Raw genomic sequence first — 19493 nt, forward strand, 5'->3', positions numbered from 1 at the left:
GGTCCGGTGCCGGAGCCGGAGATGGTGCCGGAGAACAGGGTCTGCGGGGAGGACCAGCCGTTGGGGTTGGTGGGGTCGCTGGAGGTGCGGTAGGAGAAGGCGGGTCCGCCCCACTGGTATGCGAGGACCCAGATGTTGCGGGGCGCGAAGTAGAACAGCGACGGTGCGACGGTGGCCGACGACATGGTGTTCTGGCTGGCCGAGGCCATGTCGGACCAGTTGGTGAGCAGGCTGAAGTTCATCGAGCCCCAGGTCGATCCGTTGTCGTGGGTGGTGGCGTAGACGAGTTGCCTGCCGTTGTAGGGGGCGGTGGTGAAGTCCTTGAGCGAGACCCAGCCCGACTTCGGGGTCGCCAGCACACCCGTCGACGTCCAGCGGTAGCTCGAGGGAAGCGTGCACGAGCCGCTGGGCGGTGGGCTGGAGGGCGGCGGGCTCGACGGCGGGGTGCTGCCGACCTGGACGAGCTGCCATTGCTGGTTGTTGCCGCCCCAGTCGTCGTACTGGACGATGTTGGCGCCGTCGGCGGTGGATGCGCCCTGGACTTCGAGGGCCTTGTTGCTGTGGCGGCTGATCAGGCGGACGTAGCCGCCGGCGGAGTCGGCCAGGCGCCACTGCTGGTTGTTGCTGTTGTTGTCGGCCCACTGGACGATCGCGCCGCCGTTGGCGGTGGAGAAGTTGTAGACGTCGAGGACCTTGCCGGAGTGGCGGGACTTGAGGCGGTAGTAGCCGCTGCCGGAGTCGACGAACTGCCATTGCTGGTTGTTGGCGGTGCCTCGGGTCCATTGGGTGATGCGGCCGCCGTCGGCGGTGGAGAAGTTGTACACGTCGAGGGCTTTGCCGCTGTTGCGGTTGACCAGGATGTACCACGCGCCGGTGTCCACGGTGGCGGCCTGGGCACGGTTGCCTGCCAGGGCGATCATGCCCGCGCTGACCAGGGCGGTGACCACTACGGTGATCAATGCCGCGCGCCAGGCTTGTCGCCGGGAGACGGGTGGCGTGATGGTGCTGATGCCGGTCACGGCATCCTCCTTCGTTGTCGGTGCGGCCAGTCGGCCGGTCGAGGACGCGGCGCAGCGCCGTGGGCCGGCCGATGAGTGCGGCCGTCCACGGATGCGGTTGCGAGGAAGATCACGGGGGGACTCAGTTATCGGTCACAAACGCACCATGGAGCACGTCATGAAAGACGTCGCCCTGCTCCGGATGGTGCTGATGACGCTGTGACGCTCGTGTGTCCAGCCGTCCCGTCAGTCGAATGTGAACGATAACAACGCTGCCGTCAATACCGGCGAAAATGTTTCGGAATGCGCGGCGCGCCTGACGGAACATCGGCCGACGTCAACGCACTTTCGTGCCGCCCGACCGGACACGACCCGGTCGGGCTGCTGCGGCGAGCTAACCCGCCAGCGGTGGCCGGATCCGGAAGGAACTGGCGGCGCGGAAGGCGGCGGTGCCGTCGGATTGGTCGACCCACAGCTCGCTGCCCCGTCGGTGCAGGAACCAGCCGGGATAGTTCGAGGATTCGAGCAGGACCGTCGTGACCGACGACCCGGGGCGTACGCAGAACGTGGCGTCCCCCTCGAAGAGCGCGGTGCCCTCGTTCGGGTTCAGCCGCAGCCGCCAGGACGCGTGGCGCAGGTAGCGGCCGTCCGGGCTGCGGAAGGAGAAGCACTTCGGATCGGCCAGGCCCGCCACGACCAGGAACGTGGCCTGCTGACGGGCCGAGATGCCGCTGGCGCTCGACAGCGGGGTCAGCACGCCGAGGGCGGCGGTGGTCGTGACGAAGAGCCCGGTCCCGTCACCGGCCTCCAGCGAGGTCGGCCCGACCGCCAGCACCCGCGCCGGGCTCCGGGCGGGGCTCGGTGCAGCCGGGCTCGGGCTGGGGCGCCGGGGGGAGGGACTCGGCGGGTTCGCGGCGGCCGAGGATTGCGGAGCCGCGACCGGCGGGGGTGGCGGCGGCGCGGCTGTAGGCCAGGTCATCACGCCCAGTGTGCTGCCCGCGATCACGGAACCCGTCACGGCGAGCGTCGCGATCGGATGAGCTGCCAGCGCCTTCGTCAGGTGCCCGAGCATGCCCGCTTTGGCGGCCCCGGTCAGCGCGGTCGCCGAGGCCGCCGTCGCCAGCCCGCCCTTGCCGAGCACGGCCGCGCTGAGCGCGATGGGGACGGGTAGCAGCGCGAGTCCGATGAGCAACTGCTCGGCGGCCGGCAACTCGTCGGCGGCCGGGGTGCAGGTGCGGCACGCCTGGACGTGCCGGGTCAGCCGCTTGCGCCAGGTCGCGCCCGGCACGCCGTCCCAGCTCGCCACGAGACCGTCGAGATCGAGGCAGCGGGGTCGGGCGTCGAGCGCCGCCATCAGGGCGCGACAGCCGTCGAACTGCCGGCGCATGCGCTGGACGCGCACCCCGGCGTGGGCGACGCTGACCCCGATCGCGCTCGCCAGTTCGGTGCGCGTCAGCTGGCCGGCCACCTCCAGCCACCACAGTGACAGCAGCAGCCGGTCGTCGTGGTCGAGCCAGTGCGCGGCGCGTGCCGCCTGGCGTCGTTGCTGGGAGACGCCCAGCCGCAGCATCGTCAGCCCTTCGAAGGGCGCGTCCGCGTCAGGCGTGCCGACCAGGTCGGCCAGGTCGGCGGCGTGCCGGTCGGCGGTGCGCCTTCGGTGTAGATGGGTGCTGACCTGCCGGACGGCGATCGCGCCCAGCCATGCGCGGAAGCTCTCCGGCGTGCGCAGTCCGCGCAGTTCTCGCACCGCGCGCAGCATGGAGTCCTGCACGACGTCGTCGGCGTCGTCCTCGGCGTCGAGGGCTCTGCGCGCGATGGTGTAGACGAACGGGAGATACGCCTCGATCAGGGTGTCGAGCGCCCGGCGGTCACCGGCCTGCGCTGCGACGACGAGCGCCGCCTCGTTCGAGTCGTTGGGTGGCATTCTCCGCATCGCTGTCGTCGGTGGATCGGGTGGTTGACTCTGACGGAGTTCCGGGCATCGCGTCAAGATGCCGGTGACCGGCTGTGGAAGTTCGAGTTCCGGCCCATCGCGGTATGCGACCACCGAGCCATGCGTCGCATAACACTTCTTCGCGACAACTTTTCCCTGGGATGTGCTCGGAAGTCGAGTGCGGGAAAGTGTTATGCAGATCCTGTATGGAAAGTCGCTGAAGAAGTTCTCATGCGGTTTCGAATGGCTTCCATGAGGGCCGCTCGCTGCTCATACTCCAGGTTTGCGGGTGATGAGGTGGCGGGAGAATGGTGGCGCCGGGCCGAGTTGACGAGTGCCTCTTGATAGCGGCGAAACATTCTGGCAATCTCGTCGAATATCGATAGGACCGGTCCCTGCCGGTCGGTGGCCGGATTTCGCCGAGCCGCCTGTGGATTCACGAAGTGCGTGCCGCGGTATGACAGGAGTGACAGATATAGGCTGATATCGATCAAAGTTTTCGAGGTCGCGTCGCCCCGCTCCCTCGTCTGCCGAGCCGTCCCGCCCCAGCCCTTCCCTACGACCTACCGCCCGACATCTCTCCCTACGACCGTCCCCACCTGCCACCGGGATGCGTGCCGACTGCTGCTCGGAATGCGTGGTGGCGACGTTCCACGGTCTGGCGCGCGACGAAGGCCGGCCCATGGAACTGCTGATCGCCTGCGAGGGCTGTGTTGCCCGCTGCGCGGAAACGGACTGGGCCGCGCCTGGCGCGCCACGCCGGGCATCGGGGAGCGCCCCGAGTCGCTCGACCCGACCGCGTGCCGGGCGCTTTATTATGCTTTCACGGCATCTGGACCGTTCTGACGTGCCGGGAACGGCGTTCGCCGGTCGACACGAGACAAGATCAGCCGCTTATTCTTGACTCATTCCAGAAAGCCGACCAGACTACGGGACGTGCCCGCGACTCTGGACTTCGAGCAGATGCTGCGCGGAGTCGCGTTGCGCGTGACCCGGCCACGGGTCGCGGTGCTGGGCGCGGTCCTCGCGCACCCGCACGCCGACACCGACTCGATCATCGGCGCGGTGCGCCGCGGCCTGCCCGAGGTGTCCCACCAGGCCGTGTACGACTCACTGCAGGCGCTGACGGCCGCGGGCCTGGTGCGACGCATCCAGCCGGCCGGCTCCGTGGCCCGCTACGAGTCCCGGGTCGGTGACAACCACCACCACATGGTCTGCCGGGAGTGCGGGCTCATCGCCGACGTCGACTGCGCCGTCGGCGACGCGCCCTGCCTGACCGCGTCGGACGGCAACGGCTTCTCGGTCGACGAGGCCGAGGTCGTCTTCTGGGGCCGGTGTCCCGGCTGTTCCACCGCAGGCAGTTCCCGATCCACCTGATCCGCAAGTCACGGAAGGAATCCGATGTCTGAGAACCACGAAGCCGTCGTCCACGACGCCGAGGCCGGGGCCGAGTCGCGCTGCCCGGTGGCGCACGGACGCGCGCCCCACCCGACCCAGGGTGACGGCAATCGCGGCTGGTGGCCGAACCAGCTCAACCTGAAGATCCTGGCGAAGAACCCGGCCGTGGCCAACCCGCTGGGTGCCGACTTCGACTACGCGGAGGCCTTCGGAGGCCTCGACCTCGCGGCCGTGAAGCGGGACATCGCGGAGGTGCTGACCACGTCCCAGGACTGGTGGCCGGCCGACTACGGCCACTACGGTCCGTTCATGGTCCGCATGGCGTGGCACAGCGCCGGCACCTACCGGATCAGCGACGGCCGCGGCGGCGCCGGAGCCGGCATGCAGCGTTTCGCGCCGCTCAACAGCTGGCCGGACAACGGCAACCTGGACAAGGCCCGCCGCCTGCTGTGGCCGGTCAAGAAGAAGTACGGCCAGGCCATCTCGTGGGCCGACCTGATGATCCTCACCGGCAACGTGGCGCTGGAGTCGATGGGCTTCCAGACCTTCGGCTTCGCCGGCGGCCGCCCGGACGTCTGGGAGCCCGACACCGACGTCTACTGGGGCCCGGAGACCACCTGGCTCGGCGACGAGCGCTACACCGGCGACCGCGAGCTGGAGAACCCGCTCGCCGCCGTGCAGATGGGCCTCATCTACGTCAACCCGGAGGGCCCGAACGGCAACCCGGACCCGATCGCCTCGGCCCGCGACATCCGCGAGACGTTCGGCCGGATGGCGATGAACGACGAGGAGACCGTCGCGCTGATCGCCGGCGGCCACACCTTCGGCAAGACCCACGGCGCGGGCACCACCGACCACGTCGGCCCCGAGCCCGAGGGTGCGCCGATCGAGGCGCAGGGCCTGGGCTGGAAGAGCACCTTCGGCACCGGCGTGGGCGGCGACGCGATCACCAGCGGACTCGAGGGCGCGTGGACCAACACGCCGACGGCGTGGGACAACAGCTTCTTCGAGATCCTTTTCGGGTACGAGTGGGAGCTGTCCAAGAGCCCGGCCGGCGCGCACCAGTGGAAGCCGAAGGGCGGCGCGGGCGCGGGCACCGTGCCCGACGCGCACGACTCGTCCAAGACTCACGCCCCGACGATGCTGACCACCGACCTGGCGCTGCGCTTCGACCCGGTCTACGAGCAGATCTCGCGCCGCTTCCTGGCCAACCCGGCCGAGCTGGCCGACGCGTTCGCCCGGGCGTGGTTCAAGCTGACCCACCGCGACATGGGCCCGATCGCCCGCTACCTCGGCCCCGAGGTCCCGGCCGAGACGCTGATCTGGCAGGACCCGCTCCCGGCGGTCGACCACGAGCTCGTCGACGCGGCCGACGTCGCGGCACTCAAGGCCCAGCTCCTGGGCACCGGGCTGTCGGTGTCCGAGCTGGTCTCGGCCGCGTGGGCGTCGGCGTCGACGTTCCGTGGCAGTGACAAGCGCGGCGGCGCCAACGGCGCGCGCGTCCGCCTCGAGCCGCAGAGCGGCTGGGAGGTCAACGACCCGGACCAGCTGGCCCGCGTGCTGCACGCGCTGGCGGGCGTCCAGCAGGCGTTCAACGCCGCCCAGACCGGCGGCAAGAAGGTCTCGCTGGCCGACCTGATCGTGCTGGGCGGGTCCGCCGCCGTCGAGCAGGCCGCCGCGAACGCCGGCCACGCCGTCGAGGTCCCCTTCACGCCGGGTCGCACCGACGCCTCGCAGGAGCAGACCGACGCGGAGTCGTTCGCCGCGCTCGAACCGACCGCCGACGGCTTCCGCAACCACCTGGGCAAGGGCAACCGCCTGCCGGCCGAGTACCTGCTGATCGACCGGGCCAACCTGCTCACGCTGAGCGCGCCGGAGCTGACGGTGCTCGTCGGCGGCCTGCGGGTGCTCGGCGCGAACACCAAGCAGTCCACGGTCGGCGTGCTCACCGACACGCCGGGCACGCTGACCAACGACTTCTTCGCGAACCTGCTCGACCTGGGCACCGCGTGGAAGGCCGTGCCGGGGGAGGACACCTTCGAGGGTGTCGACCTCGCCACCGGCAAGGTCAAGTGGACCGGCAGCCGGGCCGACCTGGTCTTCGGCTCCAACTCGGAGCTGCGGGCGCTCGCCGAGGTCTACGCCAGCGACGACGCGAAGGCGAAGTTCGTGCGCGACTTCGTCGCGGCGTGGGTCAAGGTCATGAACCTGGACCGCTACGACCTCGCCTGATCCTGACGACGACGAAGCCCGCCGACGATCGACGTCGGCGGGCTTCGTCGTGCCGGAGCGGACGTCAGTACTTCATGACGCAGTACACGACCGTCGGGTGGGTGAACCGGTACCAGTGGTTCCACTTGTAGTCCTTGGTGCACTTGTCGCCGTTCGCACCGCCGGGCACGATGTCGACGATGTGCACGGTGCCCTTGTCCTTGCACTTGGTCGCGGCGACGGCGAAGTCGGTCTCCGTCGGCAGCTTGTAGCAGTAGTTGCGCACCAGGTACAGCTCCAGGCAGAGCCGGTAGCCGCCGGTGGTGATCCAGGCCCCGTCCGGGTCGGAGCAGGTGCCCTGCGCCCGGTCGATGGACAGGACCCGGTAGGTCCCGCTCGAGCCGTTGCAGTTGCCGAGCCCGAGGAAGGCGCCCTTCACGTCCACGGAGATGCAGTCCCCGACGGCGGCCGGCGCGGGCAGCGCGGCCTCGGTCGTCGGGACCACCTCGGGCGGGGAGTACAGGTCGGACGGGGCAGGGCGGCCGGTCTGCTGTGTCGACAGCGACGGCCCGCCCGCAGCGGGGCTCTCGTCGTCGTTGAGGTAGTTGTAGGCCAAGCCGCCCCCGCAGAGGCCGACCAGGCACAGCACCACCACGCCCGCGATCAGGCCGATGATGAGAGGCGTGTTGTTCTTCTTCGGCGGTGGCGGCGGGGCGCCCACGCCCGGTTCCCAGGGGGCGGCGCCCGGGTAGCCGGGGGGATTCGGCGGTGGAGGCAGCGTCACCACTGGAGTTTCACATGTGCGGGCAACGATGCGCCAAGCACGTCATCCACATCGGACGCCCGTCACACCGGCCCGTCGCGAGCCTGGCCCGGCGGTCTCCCGTGTCACCCGGTCAGCCGGCGGGAGCACCCGCGGTTAGCCCCCCGCCTGGTCAGCAGGCACACTTCGGGGGTGACCGACGATCTCGCCGCGGTGGCCGCGCTGCACGACCCGGTGCGCCGGGCGCTCTACGACTACGTCGCGGCCCAGGGCCGGGCGGTCGGGCGCAACGAGGCCGCCCAGCAGACGGGGATCTCGCGTACCCTCGCCGCCTTTCACCTGGACAAGCTCGCCGAGGCCGGCCTGCTGGAGGTCGACTTCATGCGGCTGACCGAGGCCAGGCCCGGGCCGGGCGGCGGGCGTCCGGCGAAGGTCTACCGCCGGGGGAGCATCGCGCGGACGGTCACCCTGCCCCATCGCGACTACGAGCAGCTCGCGGCGCTGCTGGCCGAGGCGGTGCACGACACGGCCGCGGACGACCGCGCGGTGGCGGCGGCCGGCGCGGCCGGCGCGCGCCTGCACGAGCCCGGCGCGTGGCTGTCGACGCTGCGGGCGCGCGGCTACGAGCCCTATCCCGACGGTGACCGGGTGCGTCTGCGCAACTGTCCCTTCCGGCAGGTCGCGCAGGCGCAGCCGCTGCTCGTGTGCTCGATGAACCTGGCGCTGTGCCAGGGGATCGCGGGTGGGGACGCGACCGCGGAACTGGATCCGCGGCCGGACGAGTGCTGCGTCTCGTTTTCTAAAAACAAATCCCGTTGACATAGACACCGGGCGGATGGTCCCCTCGATCCATGCATCTCGCGCAGCTGAACGTCGGGCGGCTGGTCGCCCCGCTCGACGCCCCGGAGGTGGCCGAATTCGTCGCCCTCCTCGAACCGATCAACGCGCTGGCCGACGACGCGCCCGGATTCGTGTGGCGGTTCACGGCGTCGGACACCGACTCCGCGGTGGCCTACCGGCACGACTCCGGTGACGACCTGCTGATCAACATGTCGGTCTGGCGTACCCGGCAGGACCTGTGGAACTACGTCTACCGGACCCGCCACCTCGCCGTGTTGCAGCGGCGCAGGGAGTGGTTTGCGCGGACGGTCGAGGTGCACAGCGTGATGTGGTGGGTGCCGGACGGGCACCTGCCGACCGCGGCGCAGGGCCTGGCGCGGCTCGCCCGGCTCGCCGAGCACGGTCCCGGGCCGGACGCGTTCACCTTCAAGGACTTCCACGAGCCGTCCGGCACGCCCGCCTGATCGAGGCCCGGCACCGCGCCGAGGGGGACCGGAACGCGCCGCCCCGCGTGCCGATTTACGCCTGATCTGCCTGAATCAGTCACTTCGGTGGCTGAACCAGGGCAGATTGGTCGCAAGGAGAGGAGCCGGGATGGACAGGATTCTCGCCGACCAGACCAGGGCGGCCGGCAACACCGTGGATCAGCACGACCAGTCCGGGAGCACGCTGCCGCCGGTCAGACGCTGGATCGCGGAACGGCAGCGGTGGGCGTCCGCCATCGCCGAACGCGGCGTCGACTGGGACCACCCCCGCACGGTGCACTGGAACGCGGCCTGCGGCACCGAGGCCGCCGCCGACTTCGCCGACATCCGCCGCCAAGCGCGCACCTACGCCGCCATCGCGCCCGCGTTCGCAGCGGCCGCCCGCCACCGGGAGGCCCGCGCCCGCACCGCCGAGGCCATGGGCGACCTGGTCACCGCTCGCGAGAACTACTTCATCGCCGCCGTGCACTGGAGCGCGGCGCAGTGGCCCGGCCACGCCGAGGACGACGCCGACCGGGATCGCCACGAGCGCAAACGCGCCTGCTACAGCCGCTATGCCGAACTCGCCGACCACCACGTCGAAGCGGTGTCGATCCCGTTCCCCGGCGCCCACCGCGGCTCGCTGCCGGCCTGGCTGCACCTGCCGCCCGGATACACCGGCGGCCGGATCCCGGTGGCCGTCGTGGTGCCCGACCTGGACAGCTGCAAAGAGGCCACGGTGGCCCTGCACGGCGACCGGTTCCTCAGCCGCGGCTTCGCCGTGCTCGCGATGGAGGGACCGGGCCAGTACGAGTGCGCGATGCTCGGCACCCACTTCAGCGTGCCCGCCTGGGTGCAGGTCGGCCCGGCGGTCCTGGACTGGCTGGCCGGCCGGGCCGAGGTCGACCCGGCGCAGGTCGTGCTGACCGGCAGCGGCTTCGGCTCGTTCGCCGCGACCATCGTGGCCGCGAACGAACCCCGGATCCGCGCCTGCGCCGTCGTGGAGGTCTGCCACGAGCCAGGCTGGACGACCGCGTTCGAGGAGGCGTCGCCTACCTACAAGATGCGCTTCATGTACATGACCGGGCACACCGACGAGGCGGAGTTCGACCGGTTCACCCGGACGCTGACCTGCGGAGGGCACGCCGAACGCATCCGCATGCCGTACCTGGCGGTCGCGGGGGAGGACGACGAGCTCAGCCCGGTCGACTGGACCCGTGACCTGCTCGACGCGGTGCAGGGTCCACGGCAGCTGGTGATCTATCAGGACTCGCCCCATCACATCGGCGGCGTGCCGTCGGCGCGCCTGGGCCCGTCGGCGTCGGGCCTGGTGGCCGACTGGCTCGCGGCCCGGGTGCGTGGCGAAGCCTTCCCCTCCGAGCAGTGGATCATCGACGTGGACGGCCGGATCAATCGCGGACCGATGCCTGCCGTCGAGCCGGTGGAGCCGCCAGAGCAGCCCAAACCCTCACCCCAGCCTGTGCCGTCGGCGTCGCCCAACGGGTCCAAGCCTGTGCCGTCGGTGTCGCCCAACGGGTCCAAGCCCGTGCCGTCGGCGTCGCCGGACCGGTCCGAACCCGTGCCGTCGGTGTCGGGCAACGGATCCGAGCCCGTGCCGTCGGCGTCGCTCAACGGGGTCGGCACCATGCCGCCGTCGCCTGACGGGGTCGAGGCGGTGCCGAGCGTCGAGCGGGCGGCGAAGCCCGCCGGTCGGGGGCGCGGCTCGCGCAAGAAGGGCGCTCCGGCTCCCGCGGCCAGCGATCACCCGCAGCCACCCATCCGGCACGAGCCGCCCGACCCGAAACGCTCGCGCGGCCGCAGCAAGGTCCCCCGCGGATCGTCGTCGTGACCATGGACGCCTGGCAGGCGCACCCGCCTGCCAGGCGTTCACGCCAGACGCCGTCCGAGCACCGGTTGACGAGCCCCGGCCGGGCAGCGCCACGACGGCCAGGCACCCGGGTCCGCAGCGGACGGGCATGTCGGTAGGTCTCGTTATCCTGGCCCCATGGACATGGAGTTCAGCGGCGAGATCTGGTTCTGGAGAGGCCCCGCGCCCTGGTATTTCGTGACCGTGCCCGAAGCGCAGTGCCAGGCGCTGCAGGACGCGTCGTCGCAGGTCAGCTACGGCTGGGGCATGATCCCGGTGACCGCCCGGATCGGCGCGACAGGCTGGACGACCTCACTGTTCCCCAAGGACGGGCGCTACCTCGTGCCGGTCAAGGCCGTGGTGCGCCGAGCCGAGGGGCTCGACGCCGGTGACATGGTGACGGTCCGGCTGGACGTCGACGCATGAATCCCGCCCGGACCGATGACTTCCGGGCGGCCGCTTCGTCATACCCGGTATGAGACTGACACTCACCGAGTTCGTGACCCTCGACGGCGTGTACCAGGGCCCCGGCGGCCCGGCCGAGGACACCACCGACGGCTTCGTGCACGGCGGCTGGGTGGTGCCCTTCTTCGACGACGTCCTGGGCGGCTACGTCACCGGCGTCTTCGGCGAGGTCGACGCGTTCCTGCTGGGCCGGCGCACCTACGACATCTTCGCCGAGGCCTGGCCGAGGTCCACCGACCCGGACGACCCGATCGCGGCCGCCCTCAACACGCTGCCCAAGTACGTCGCCTCGCGCACGTTGACCGGCGCCGACTGGCACCACAGCACCGTGCTCGGCGGGGACGTGGTGGCCGAGGTCGCCAAGCTCAAGGAGCAGCCCGGCCGGGAACTGCAGATCCACGGCAGCGGCGCGCTCGCCCAGACCCTGTTCGACGCCGGTCTGATCGACCTGGTCCGGCTCATCGTCTTCCCGGTCGTGCTCGGCTCGGGCAAACGGCTGTTCGCCGAGGGGCGTACGCCGTCGCGGTTCCGGCTGGCCGACGTCACGTCGACCCCGACCGGCGTGACGATGCAGACCCTCGAACTCGCCGGGGTCCCCGAGTACGGCTCCATGGAGGTCGAGTGACCGGGGACCGGCGCGGCCCCGCGTGACGGGGCCGCGCCCCGGTCAGCCGCGGCGGCGCAGTTCGAGGAAGCGGTAGCTGAGCAGGTCGTGGATCAGCGCCCACTGCAACGCGTCGCCGCCGACCAGCGACTGCCAGTAGAGCCCGGTCGGGCGGAACACGCGGCCCACCGACAGCAGCGCGCTGATCCAGCGGTCCCGCGGGCGGCGCAGCTCCAGAAACGGTGTCAGGTCCAGGTCGCGCACCAGCTCCAGGCCGTGCCCGGCAGCCATGGTGCGCACCTGGCCGACGGTCAGCAGCGAGCCGACGTGCCAGCCGGTGCGGAACTCCGCCATCCGGCGGGCGGCCCGCGGCGAATCGTGCGTGGCGGCGGAGGTGAGGAAGTCGTCGCAGATCACGAGCCGACCGCCGGGCCGCAGGGTGCGGGCGGCTTCGCGGAAGTAGCCGTCGGCGTCGGGGCTGTGGATGAACGCCTCGATGGAGAACGTCAGGTCGGCGGTGCCGGCCAGGTCTTCGGGCACGGCCAGGTAGTTGCCCTCGCGGCAGCGTACGCGGGAGTCCAGCCCCGCTTCGGCGATCAGTTCGGCCGCCCGTGCGGCCTGCAGCGGGCTGATGGTGATGCCCTCGCCGGTCAGGTCGGTCCGGGCCGCGAGGTAGAGCAGGCTCGCACCGAGCCCGCAGCCGAGGTCCACTACCGACGGTCGCGCCAGGTCGGGCGGCAGGGTGTCGAGCAGGAGTTCGTCCACGTGGTGGAAGGCCTGCGCCCGGGTGGCCACCCCGGGACCCCATACGGCACGGTGGATGGATGCGCCGCCTTGCCCGAGCCGCTCGAACGCGGCGGCGTTGTTGTCGTAGTAGCGGCGTACCCGCTCGGCACCCGCTGCCGCATCCGCCTGGGAGGTCATGGCCGCCTACTGTAGACGCTCGCGGCCCGTGTCGCGCGGTGACGACGGCATGCGCGGCCATATATGGCGCGCGACGGCAACGGGGCCGCATCTAGCCTGTCGGCCGTGATGTTTCGGGAGCTGGTCGACGCCGCGGCCGACGCCGCATTCGAGGGCTGGGACTTCGGTGTCCTGGATGGACGCTACACGCAGGGTGCGCCGTCGTGGGACTACCGCGAGGTCGTCGGGCAGCCGCTGCGGTCCGCGGCGTCGCTGCTCGACCTGTGCACCGGTGGCGGCGAGTTCCTGTCCTCGCTCGCGCCGCTGCCGCCGGTGACGGCGGCCACCGAGGCCTACCCGCCCAACGTCGCGGTCGCGCGGCGGCGGCTGGGGCCGCTCGGCGTCCGGGTCGCCGACGTCTCGGCGGGCCCGGGCCGGCTGCCGTTCGACGACGGCGCGTTCGACCTGGTGCTCAGCAGGCACGGGGCGTACGTGCCGGCGGAGGTCCGCCGCGTGCTCGCCCCGGGCAGGCTGTTCGTCACCCAGCAGGTCGGCGGCCGGGACCTGGCGGAGCTGAACGCCGCTCTCGGCGCCCCGCCGCACACCTATCGGACCTGGGACCTCGACACCGCGGCCCGCGAGCTGGAGCAGGCGGGATTCGCCGTGGCCGACCGGCGGGAGGAGCTGGCCGGCGGGGTGCTGCACGACATCGGCGCGGTCGTGCTGCTGCTGCGGCTCACGCCTTGGCAGATCCCGGACTTCGACCCCACGTCGTACGAGACCCGGCTGCGCGCGCTGCACGAACGGCTCGCCACGGGCGAAACGCTGCGCGTGCACAGCCACCGTTTCCTGCTGACCGCCAGACCACGCTGAGCCGCCTGCCCGCCGCGCTGACCACCAAGCGCCCCGCGCTACGTCAGCGCGGGGCGCCAGGGTCACGCGGTAGCCGGCAGCAGGGCCTCCCGGCGGCGCAGTCGCAGCTGGGTGAGCAGGCCCGCCGCGGCGACGAGCACGGCGACCGCGCTGTAGGTCAGCACGGTGGGCTGCAGACCGAGCAACGCGACACCCTGACCGGCGACGATCAGCGGCAGCCCGAACGACAGGTATGCCACCAGGAACACCGCGGCGAACAGCCCGCCGCGCTGGTGCGGCTGGGCGTGCGGGCCGACCAGGCGCAGCGCGCCGCCGAACGCCGAGCCGAAGCCGAGCCCGCTGACCGCCGCGCCGAGCCAGACCACGGGCAGCAGGCCCGCGGCGATCCCGGCTGCGACGATCACCGTGCCGACGAGCACCCCGGCGGTGCCGAGCAGGGTCGCCCGGCGGCCGTGCAGCCGCCCGGTCAGGACGCCCGCGACGGCCGCCGCGCCCGGGGCGACGAACGCCGTCGCGCCGTTGAGCAGTCCGCTGTCGAGGTGGAAGACGCCGCGCACGATGGTCGGCCCCAGGCCCATGAACAGGCCGGCCATCATCCAGGACGCCAGGTGCACGGGGACGGCGGCGGTGAACTCGCGCCGGGCCGGGTGCGGCACGGTCACCCGGGGCACGAGCGAGCCCAGCGCACCGGGCCGGGGCGCGGACGTCTCGGCGGACAGGAAGAGCACGACCGTGCCCGCCGCCATGATCACGGTGAGCGTGCCGAACACGATCAGGCTGGCGGAGTGGGTGAACTGGACCGCGGCGCCGGTGAGCAGCGCGCCCAGGCCGAGGCCGCCCGCCGGGGCGACGCTGCCGATCAGCGAACCCCACCGGCGGTAGCGCGGCGGGGCCACCTCCAGCAGCGCGGCGGTGAAGGCGCTGCTGGCCGCGCCGGTGGCCAGGCCCTGCACGACGCGGGCAGCGATGATCCAGCCGAGGTTCGGCGCGAACACGAACATCAGCATCGAGACCAGCTCGACCAGCAGGGCTCCGACGAGCACCGGACGCCGGCCGACGTGGTCGGACAGCGAGCCGGCCACCAGCAGGGCGACGAGCAGCGCGAAGGCGTACGCGGCGAAGGCCACGGTGAGCATGGACGGCGCGAAGCCCCACTGCCGCTGGTACAGCACGAACAGTGGGGTCGGCGCGCCCGCGGCGAGGTACAGCGAGGCGAAGGCGAGCGCCGTGCCGAGGAAGGCCACGGTCGGCGACAATGACCGGCGGGCGGTCTGCGTGGCGTGGCGGGGCCGATAGAGGGCCCGGTCGGCGATGGTCATGAAATGGCGCTCCCTAAAGCAAAGATCATTGCGTTTAAGTCGTAGGCGACCGTACCTACAGCGCCGGAGTTAAAGCAAATATTTCTGCGTTAGGATGGGAGTCATGTCTGCCACATCCAGCCCCGCCCGGCGCACCGGCGGCCGCAGCGCCGCCGTGCTGGCCGCGGTGCGCTCGGCGGTCGAGGAACTGGTGCAGGAGCGCGGCGCCGCGCAGGTGACCATCCCGATGGTGGCCGAACGCGCCGGGGTCAACCCGACCAGCGTCTACCGTCGCTGGGGTGACGCCGCCTCCATGATCAACGACCTGGCGACGTACCGGATGTCGCCGGACCGACCCCTGCCGGACACCGGCGACCTGCGGGCGGACCTGATCGACTGGGCGCAGGAGATCATCGAGCACTTCCGGCAGCCGGCGGCGGCGGCGATGCTGCGCGGCGGAGCGGCCGCGGCCGGCGCCGGCGACTCGGACTGCCTGCGCAACCGCCGGGCCGAGGCCACCCTGCTGGTCGAGCGGGCCGGCGGCGGGGTGCCCGTCGACGACGTGATCGACCACGTCATCGCACCCATCGTGTACCGCGTGCTGTTCCGGCCCTGGAGCCTCGACCAGGCCGACCTGGCCGCCGACCTGGTGAACCGGCTGTTCGCGGGTCGCTGAACCGGCATCCGATCACGACGGAGGGTGCCCGGGCAGCTCCGATGCGGATCAGAAATCTGAACGAACGGCTTCGCACCGGGACTTTCACGCTCGGGCTCGGAGGAGTATCGTCATGGATGTTCCCCGCCGACTTCCCCCGTGGTCGGCGGGGAACGTTCGTTTGCGCAGCCGTTTACGACCGCGCCCGCCGGGTATCTGCGTGCCGACATCACCAACCAACACCGCTGTCGGCACGCAGGAGGCATAACCATGATTCTGCTCGGATTGCTGCTGGTATTCGGCCTGGCCGGACTGGCGCTCGTGGCCTTCATGGACAATGACGGCCTGTTCACCACGTCGGTGGGCACGGTCGAGCTGTTCGGCTACCAGGCCGCGCTCACGGTCGGCGAGGTCTTCCTCATCGGTGCGGCCGCCGGCGCCCTGATCCTCGTCGGGCTGTCCATGCTGTTCGGCGGAGCCGGGCGGCGCGCCCGTCGCCGCCTCACGGCGCGCCGCGAGCTGCAGGCGCAGCGGGCCGAGAACCTCGACCTGAAGCGCAGGCACGAAAGCATCGCCACGGAACTGGCCGCGCAGCGCGCCGCCGAGGCCGGTGCCGCCGACGCCGAGCGGGAGGCCGAGGCCGCCCGGGCGGCCCGGGAGGCCAAGCTCACCCGAGACGCCGCCGACGCCGAGTCGGACGAGCGGCTGTCCACCCGCTAGCAGCCGACGACCGTCAGGGCCGCCGCACCGGAATCGGTGCGGCGGCCCTGACGGCGTCGGGCACAAGTGATCGGCTTCGCGAGCCGATGAATACGCGTTGCGGCCGGGCGACGTGTCCCCGTAGGGTCTCGACCTTGTGCGCAAGGTAGTCGACTCCGTCGTGCCCGCCCGGCTCGGCGCGGGCTATCGCTGGCTGCTGGCCTCGTCCTGGTCGAGCAACCTCGGCGACGGGGTGGCGCTCGCGGCCGGGCCGCTGCTGGTCACCTCGCTGACCGACGACCCGTTCCTGATCTCGCTGGCTGCGCTGCTGCGATGGGCCCCGCCGCTGATGTTCGGCCTGTACGCCGGCGTGCTGTCGGACCGGCTCGACCGCCGCCGCATCATGATCGCGGCGAACGCAGCCCGGGTCCTGGTGCTGGCCGTCCTGGTGGCCATGATGCTCACCGGGACGCTGACGGCGCTCGGCGCGCTGGCGGCGCTGGGCCTGCTGACCGTCGCCGAGGTGTTCGCCGACAACACCGCCGGCACGCTGACGCCGATGCTGGTGCACCGCGACGACCTGGCGATCGCCAACGCCCGGCTGCAGACCGGGTTCATCACGCTCAATCAGCTGATCGGCCCGCCGATCGGGGCGGCGCTGTTCGCCGCGGGCACCGCGTGGCCGTTCGCGGCCGAGGTCGTGCTCGTAGCCGCGGGCGTGGTGCTGGTGTCGCGGGTGCGGCTGCCGGCCCGCGAGCGACCGGACGGTGCGCGGCGCAGCCTGCGGCGTGACGTCGCCGAGGGGTTCCGCTGGACGGTGAACCACGCGGCCGTGCGTACCCTCGTGCTCACGATTCTGATCTTCAACGTGACCTTCGGGGCGGCCTGGTCGGTGCTCGTGCTCTACGCCCAGGAGCAGCTCGGCCTCGGCGCCATCGGGTTCGGCCTGCTCACCACGGTCTCGGCGGTCGGCGGCCTGCTCGGCACCGCGCTCTACGGCGCGATCACACGCCGGGTGAGCCTGGGCAACGTGATGCGCGTCGGGCTGATCATCGAGACCCTGACCCACCTCGGTCTCGCCGTGACCACCTCACCGGTGCTGGCCTCGGCGATCTTCTTCGTGTTCGGGGCGCACGCGTTCGTCTGGGGCACCACCTCGGTCACGGTGCGCCAGCGGGCCGTGCCCGAGCAGCTGCAGGGCCGGGTGAACAGCCTCAACACCATCGCCGTCTTCGGCGGCCTGGTCGTCGGCTCGGTGATCGGCGGCGTGCTGGCCACCTACTACGGAGTCACCGCGCCGTTCTGGTTCGCCTTCGCCGGTTCGGCGGCCTTCGTGGTGCTGCTGTGGCGCGAGATGACCCGCATCGCCCACGCCGACGAGGAAGTGGTTCCCGCGACCGCGTGAGCGCACACGCGGCGCCCGATCGGCTCAGGGCAGGGCGGCGGGCAGGCCGAACACGGCGAAATGCTCGGTCCCGATGAACGCGGTGACCTCGGCGATGCGGTCGTCGCGCAGGGTCAGCACGTTGACCGACCAGGCCACGTGCTCGCCCGTGGCGGCGGGGCGCAGGTAGCAGGCCACTGCGGGCTGGCCATTGGCGCTGACCGGCAGGTGCCGCCAGGAGCCGCACGCGGTCAGCGGGATCCGCACCGCGAAGTCGGTGACCGCGGCCAGGCCGTGATACCAGTGCGGCAGCGGCGGCATGGACCAGGTGACGTCCTCGACCAGCAGCGTGATCAGGGCGTCGGCGTCGCCGCGCTCCAGCGCCTGGGCGAACCGGTGCACGACGTCGCGCACCCGCGCGTCGCCGATCTTGCGCAGGGTCTGCTGCTGGCTGGGGGAGGGCGCCTTCTCCGCGACGATCCGGCGGGCCCGGGCCAGCGCGGAGTTCACCGAGGTGGTCGAGGTGTCCATGATCGCGGCGATCTCGGCGACGGAGAAGCCCAGCACCTCGAACAGCAGCAGCGCCGCCCGCTGGTTGCCGGGCAGGTGCTGCAGCGCGGCGACGAACGCCAGCTCGACCGCCTCGCGCTGCTCGTAGCGCGCGCCCGGCCCGGCCGGCGCGGCGCCCAGACCCGCGTCGGGGTACGGGCCGAGCCAGGCGACCTCGGTCAGCGGGGTGTCGCCGACCACGGCGTGGGCGCTGGACGGGCCGAGGTCCATCGGCAGCGCCCGGCGGCCGCGGGCCTCGACGAGGTCCAGGCAGGTGCGGGTGGCGACGGTGTAGAGCCAGGCCCGCAGCGAGCCGCGCCCGGCGAAGCCCGCCAGCCCGCGCCAGGCCCGCAGCAGTGCGTCCTGCAGCGCGTCGTCGGCGTCGTGGGTCGAGCCGAGCATCCGGTAGCAGTGCGCGTGCAGCTGAGGCCGCAGCGGCTCGACGAGCCGGGTGAACGCGGCGTCGTCCCCGCCCCGCGCCAGGGCCAGGTCGGCGTCCCCGGCCACGGCGGACGAAAGTTCGCTCACAAGCGACGATTCTGCCGCACGCTGTCGGTCTTTATCAGGTACGAGTGCCATATCACCTGCTAGGAGACCTGATGAACGACACTTCGACCGTCCCCGTCACGACCGGCACCCTGGAGGTGCCCGGCGCTGCGCTGCACTACGAGGTGCGGGGCGCGGGGCCGCTGGTGGTGCTCATCGGGGCACCCATGGACGGCCGGGCCTTCACCCCGCTGGCCGAGCTAGGGGCCGCCGACCACCTGGTGCTGACCACCGACCCGCGGGGCATCTTCCGCAGCTCGGTCGACGACCGCGACCAGGATTCGACGCCCCGGCAACGCGGCGACGACCTGGCCAGGCTGATCGCCCACCTCGACGCCGGCCCGGCCGTGGTGCTGGGCTCCAGCGGCGGGGCGGTCAGCGCGCTGGCCCTCGCCGAGACCCGTCCCGAGCTGGTGGGCACGGTCATCGCGCACGAGCCGCCGCTGGACGAGCTGGTCGAGGACCGGGTTCAGCTGCGCGAGCAGACCGACGACATGATCGCCACGTACCTCGGTGGGGACCCGAGGGGCGCGTTCGCGAAGTTCCTGAAGATCGCGAACATCGAGCTGCCCCCGCCGGTGTTCGAGGCCATCGTCGGCGGCGAGCGCGACGAGCAGTCGGTCGCCGACGAGCACTTCCAGTACGCGCACATGCTGCTGCCCACCGTCAGCTTCATCCCGGACACGGCGGCGCTGCGCGCGAACGGCACCCGGGTCGTGGTCGGCATCGGCGAGGACTCCACCGGCCAGCTCTGTGATCGCACCTCGCGGGCGCTCGCCGCGCAGTTGGACATCGAGCCGACGATGTTCCCCGGCGATCACTTCGGCTTCGCCGACGACCCGGCGGCATTCGCCGTGCGACTGCGTGAGGTGCTGGCCGCGAGCTGAGCGGAGCGTCGACAATGGACACATGGCCATCCGGATTCCATCCGGATGGCCATGTCGTCGTAGGCGCTTCTCATCCGTTCGTCTGCTCACGACTGTCGAAGTGTTGACGTGTTCGTGACGTGTCGGTAACGTTGCTCCCAACGCAGTGCAAGATTT

18 protein-coding genes are annotated in these 19493 nt (G+C 71.6%); 12 read left to right on the forward strand and 6 right to left on the reverse strand.

Features of this window, described 5'->3' with window-relative positions:
• Together F9C41_RS33935 and F9C41_RS33940 are read right to left on the reverse strand one after the other, a co-directional pair.
• The coding region (locus tag F9C41_RS33935) for a non-reducing end alpha-L-arabinofuranosidase family hydrolase (RefSeq protein ID WP_196280086.1) at nucleotides 1-920 on the reverse strand (920 nt) is incomplete at its 3' end.
• 472 nt (nucleotides 921-1392) lie between these two features.
• The gene (locus F9C41_RS33940; protein WP_155390945.1) at nucleotides 1393-2922 is read right to left on the reverse strand and encodes a sigma-70 family RNA polymerase sigma factor; all 1530 of its coding nucleotides are present in this window, start codon (nucleotides 2920-2922) and stop codon (nucleotides 1393-1395) included.
• Between the two features lie 972 nt (nucleotides 2923-3894).
• Between F9C41_RS33940 and F9C41_RS33945 the strand changes: the two genes are divergently transcribed.
• The gene (locus F9C41_RS33945) at nucleotides 3895-4308 is read left to right on the forward strand and encodes a Fur family transcriptional regulator (protein WP_155391191.1); all 414 of its coding nucleotides are present in this window, start codon (nucleotides 3895-3897) and stop codon (nucleotides 4306-4308) included.
• A gap of 24 nt (nucleotides 4309-4332) precedes the next feature.
• Nucleotides 4333-6561, forward strand: coding sequence for a catalase/peroxidase HPI (gene katG / locus F9C41_RS33950; protein ID WP_155390946.1), 2229 nt, complete (start codon nucleotides 4333-4335; stop codon nucleotides 6559-6561).
• 64 nt (nucleotides 6562-6625) lie between these two features.
• Here the strand turns inward: katG and F9C41_RS33955 are convergent, their stop codons facing one another.
• A complete protein-coding gene (locus F9C41_RS33955) occupies nucleotides 6626-7324 on the reverse strand; it encodes a hypothetical protein (protein ID WP_155390947.1) in 699 nt (232 codons plus the stop codon).
• 171 nt (nucleotides 7325-7495) lie between these two features.
• Between F9C41_RS33955 and F9C41_RS33960 the strand changes: the two genes are divergently transcribed.
• The 5 genes from F9C41_RS33960 to F9C41_RS33980 all read left to right on the forward strand — a co-directional run bounded on the left by F9C41_RS33960 (nucleotide 7496) and on the right by F9C41_RS33980 (nucleotide 11564).
• On the forward strand, nucleotides 7496-8122 hold the full coding sequence (locus tag F9C41_RS33960; protein ID WP_155390948.1) for a helix-turn-helix transcriptional regulator: 627 nt from the start codon (nucleotides 7496-7498) through the stop codon (nucleotides 8120-8122).
• A 32-nt stretch (nucleotides 8123-8154) separates the two neighbouring features.
• Entirely contained in the window at nucleotides 8155-8607 is a 453-nt protein-coding gene (locus F9C41_RS33965) for a DUF3291 domain-containing protein (protein ID WP_155390949.1), read from the forward strand.
• A gap of 130 nt (nucleotides 8608-8737) precedes the next feature.
• Nucleotides 8738-10456, forward strand: coding sequence for an alpha/beta hydrolase (locus tag F9C41_RS33970; RefSeq protein ID WP_155390950.1), 1719 nt, complete (start codon nucleotides 8738-8740; stop codon nucleotides 10454-10456).
• Nucleotides 10457-10612: 156 nt separating this feature from the next.
• Nucleotides 10613-10900, forward strand: coding sequence for a DUF1905 domain-containing protein (locus F9C41_RS33975; protein WP_155390951.1), 288 nt, complete (start codon nucleotides 10613-10615; stop codon nucleotides 10898-10900).
• 49 nt (nucleotides 10901-10949) lie between these two features.
• Nucleotides 10950-11564, forward strand: coding sequence for a dihydrofolate reductase family protein (locus F9C41_RS33980; protein WP_155390952.1), 615 nt, complete (start codon nucleotides 10950-10952; stop codon nucleotides 11562-11564).
• Nucleotides 11565-11606: 42 nt separating this feature from the next.
• On the opposite strand, the gene F9C41_RS33985 is transcribed toward F9C41_RS33980, so the two are convergent.
• Nucleotides 11607-12467: an SAM-dependent methyltransferase gene (locus F9C41_RS33985; protein ID WP_155390953.1), complete on the reverse strand. Its 861-nt coding sequence runs from the start codon at nucleotides 12465-12467 to the stop codon at nucleotides 11607-11609.
• Nucleotides 12468-12575: 108 nt separating this feature from the next.
• On the opposite strand from F9C41_RS33985, the gene F9C41_RS33990 reads away from it, so the two are divergent.
• The gene (locus F9C41_RS33990; protein WP_230690244.1) at nucleotides 12576-13319 is read left to right on the forward strand and encodes a class I SAM-dependent methyltransferase; all 744 of its coding nucleotides are present in this window, start codon (nucleotides 12576-12578) and stop codon (nucleotides 13317-13319) included.
• Between the two features lie 62 nt (nucleotides 13320-13381).
• On the opposite strand, the gene F9C41_RS33995 is transcribed toward F9C41_RS33990, so the two are convergent.
• A complete protein-coding gene (locus tag F9C41_RS33995) occupies nucleotides 13382-14638 on the reverse strand; it encodes an MFS transporter (RefSeq protein ID WP_155390955.1) in 1257 nt (418 codons plus the stop codon).
• A gap of 103 nt (nucleotides 14639-14741) precedes the next feature.
• Between F9C41_RS33995 and F9C41_RS34000 the strand changes: the two genes are divergently transcribed.
• The 3 genes from F9C41_RS34000 to F9C41_RS34010 all read left to right on the forward strand — a co-directional run bounded on the left by F9C41_RS34000 (nucleotide 14742) and on the right by F9C41_RS34010 (nucleotide 17376).
• Nucleotides 14742-15293, forward strand: coding sequence for a TetR/AcrR family transcriptional regulator (locus F9C41_RS34000; RefSeq protein WP_155390956.1), 552 nt, complete (start codon nucleotides 14742-14744; stop codon nucleotides 15291-15293).
• A gap of 249 nt (nucleotides 15294-15542) precedes the next feature.
• Nucleotides 15543-15992, forward strand: a complete 450-nt coding sequence (locus F9C41_RS34005; protein ID WP_155390957.1) for a hypothetical protein — start codon at nucleotides 15543-15545, stop codon at nucleotides 15990-15992.
• Between the two features lie 136 nt (nucleotides 15993-16128).
• Complete coding sequence (locus F9C41_RS34010; RefSeq protein ID WP_155390958.1) at nucleotides 16129-17376, forward strand: MFS transporter; 1248 nt, start codon at nucleotides 16129-16131, stop codon at nucleotides 17374-17376.
• Between the two features lie 24 nt (nucleotides 17377-17400).
• Here the strand turns inward: F9C41_RS34010 and F9C41_RS34015 are convergent, their stop codons facing one another.
• On the reverse strand, nucleotides 17401-18483 hold the full coding sequence (locus F9C41_RS34015; protein ID WP_155390959.1) for a sigma-70 family RNA polymerase sigma factor: 1083 nt from the start codon (nucleotides 18481-18483) through the stop codon (nucleotides 17401-17403).
• Between the two features lie 20 nt (nucleotides 18484-18503).
• Between F9C41_RS34015 and F9C41_RS34020 the strand changes: the two genes are divergently transcribed.
• Entirely contained in the window at nucleotides 18504-19337 is an 834-nt protein-coding gene (locus F9C41_RS34020) for an alpha/beta fold hydrolase (RefSeq protein WP_155390960.1), read from the forward strand.
• Nucleotides 19338-19493 lie beyond the last annotated feature (156 nt).

This window comes from Catellatospora paridis (assembly GCF_009720365.1).
Classification (GTDB): Bacteria; Actinomycetota; Actinomycetes; order Mycobacteriales; family Micromonosporaceae; genus Catellatospora; species Catellatospora paridis.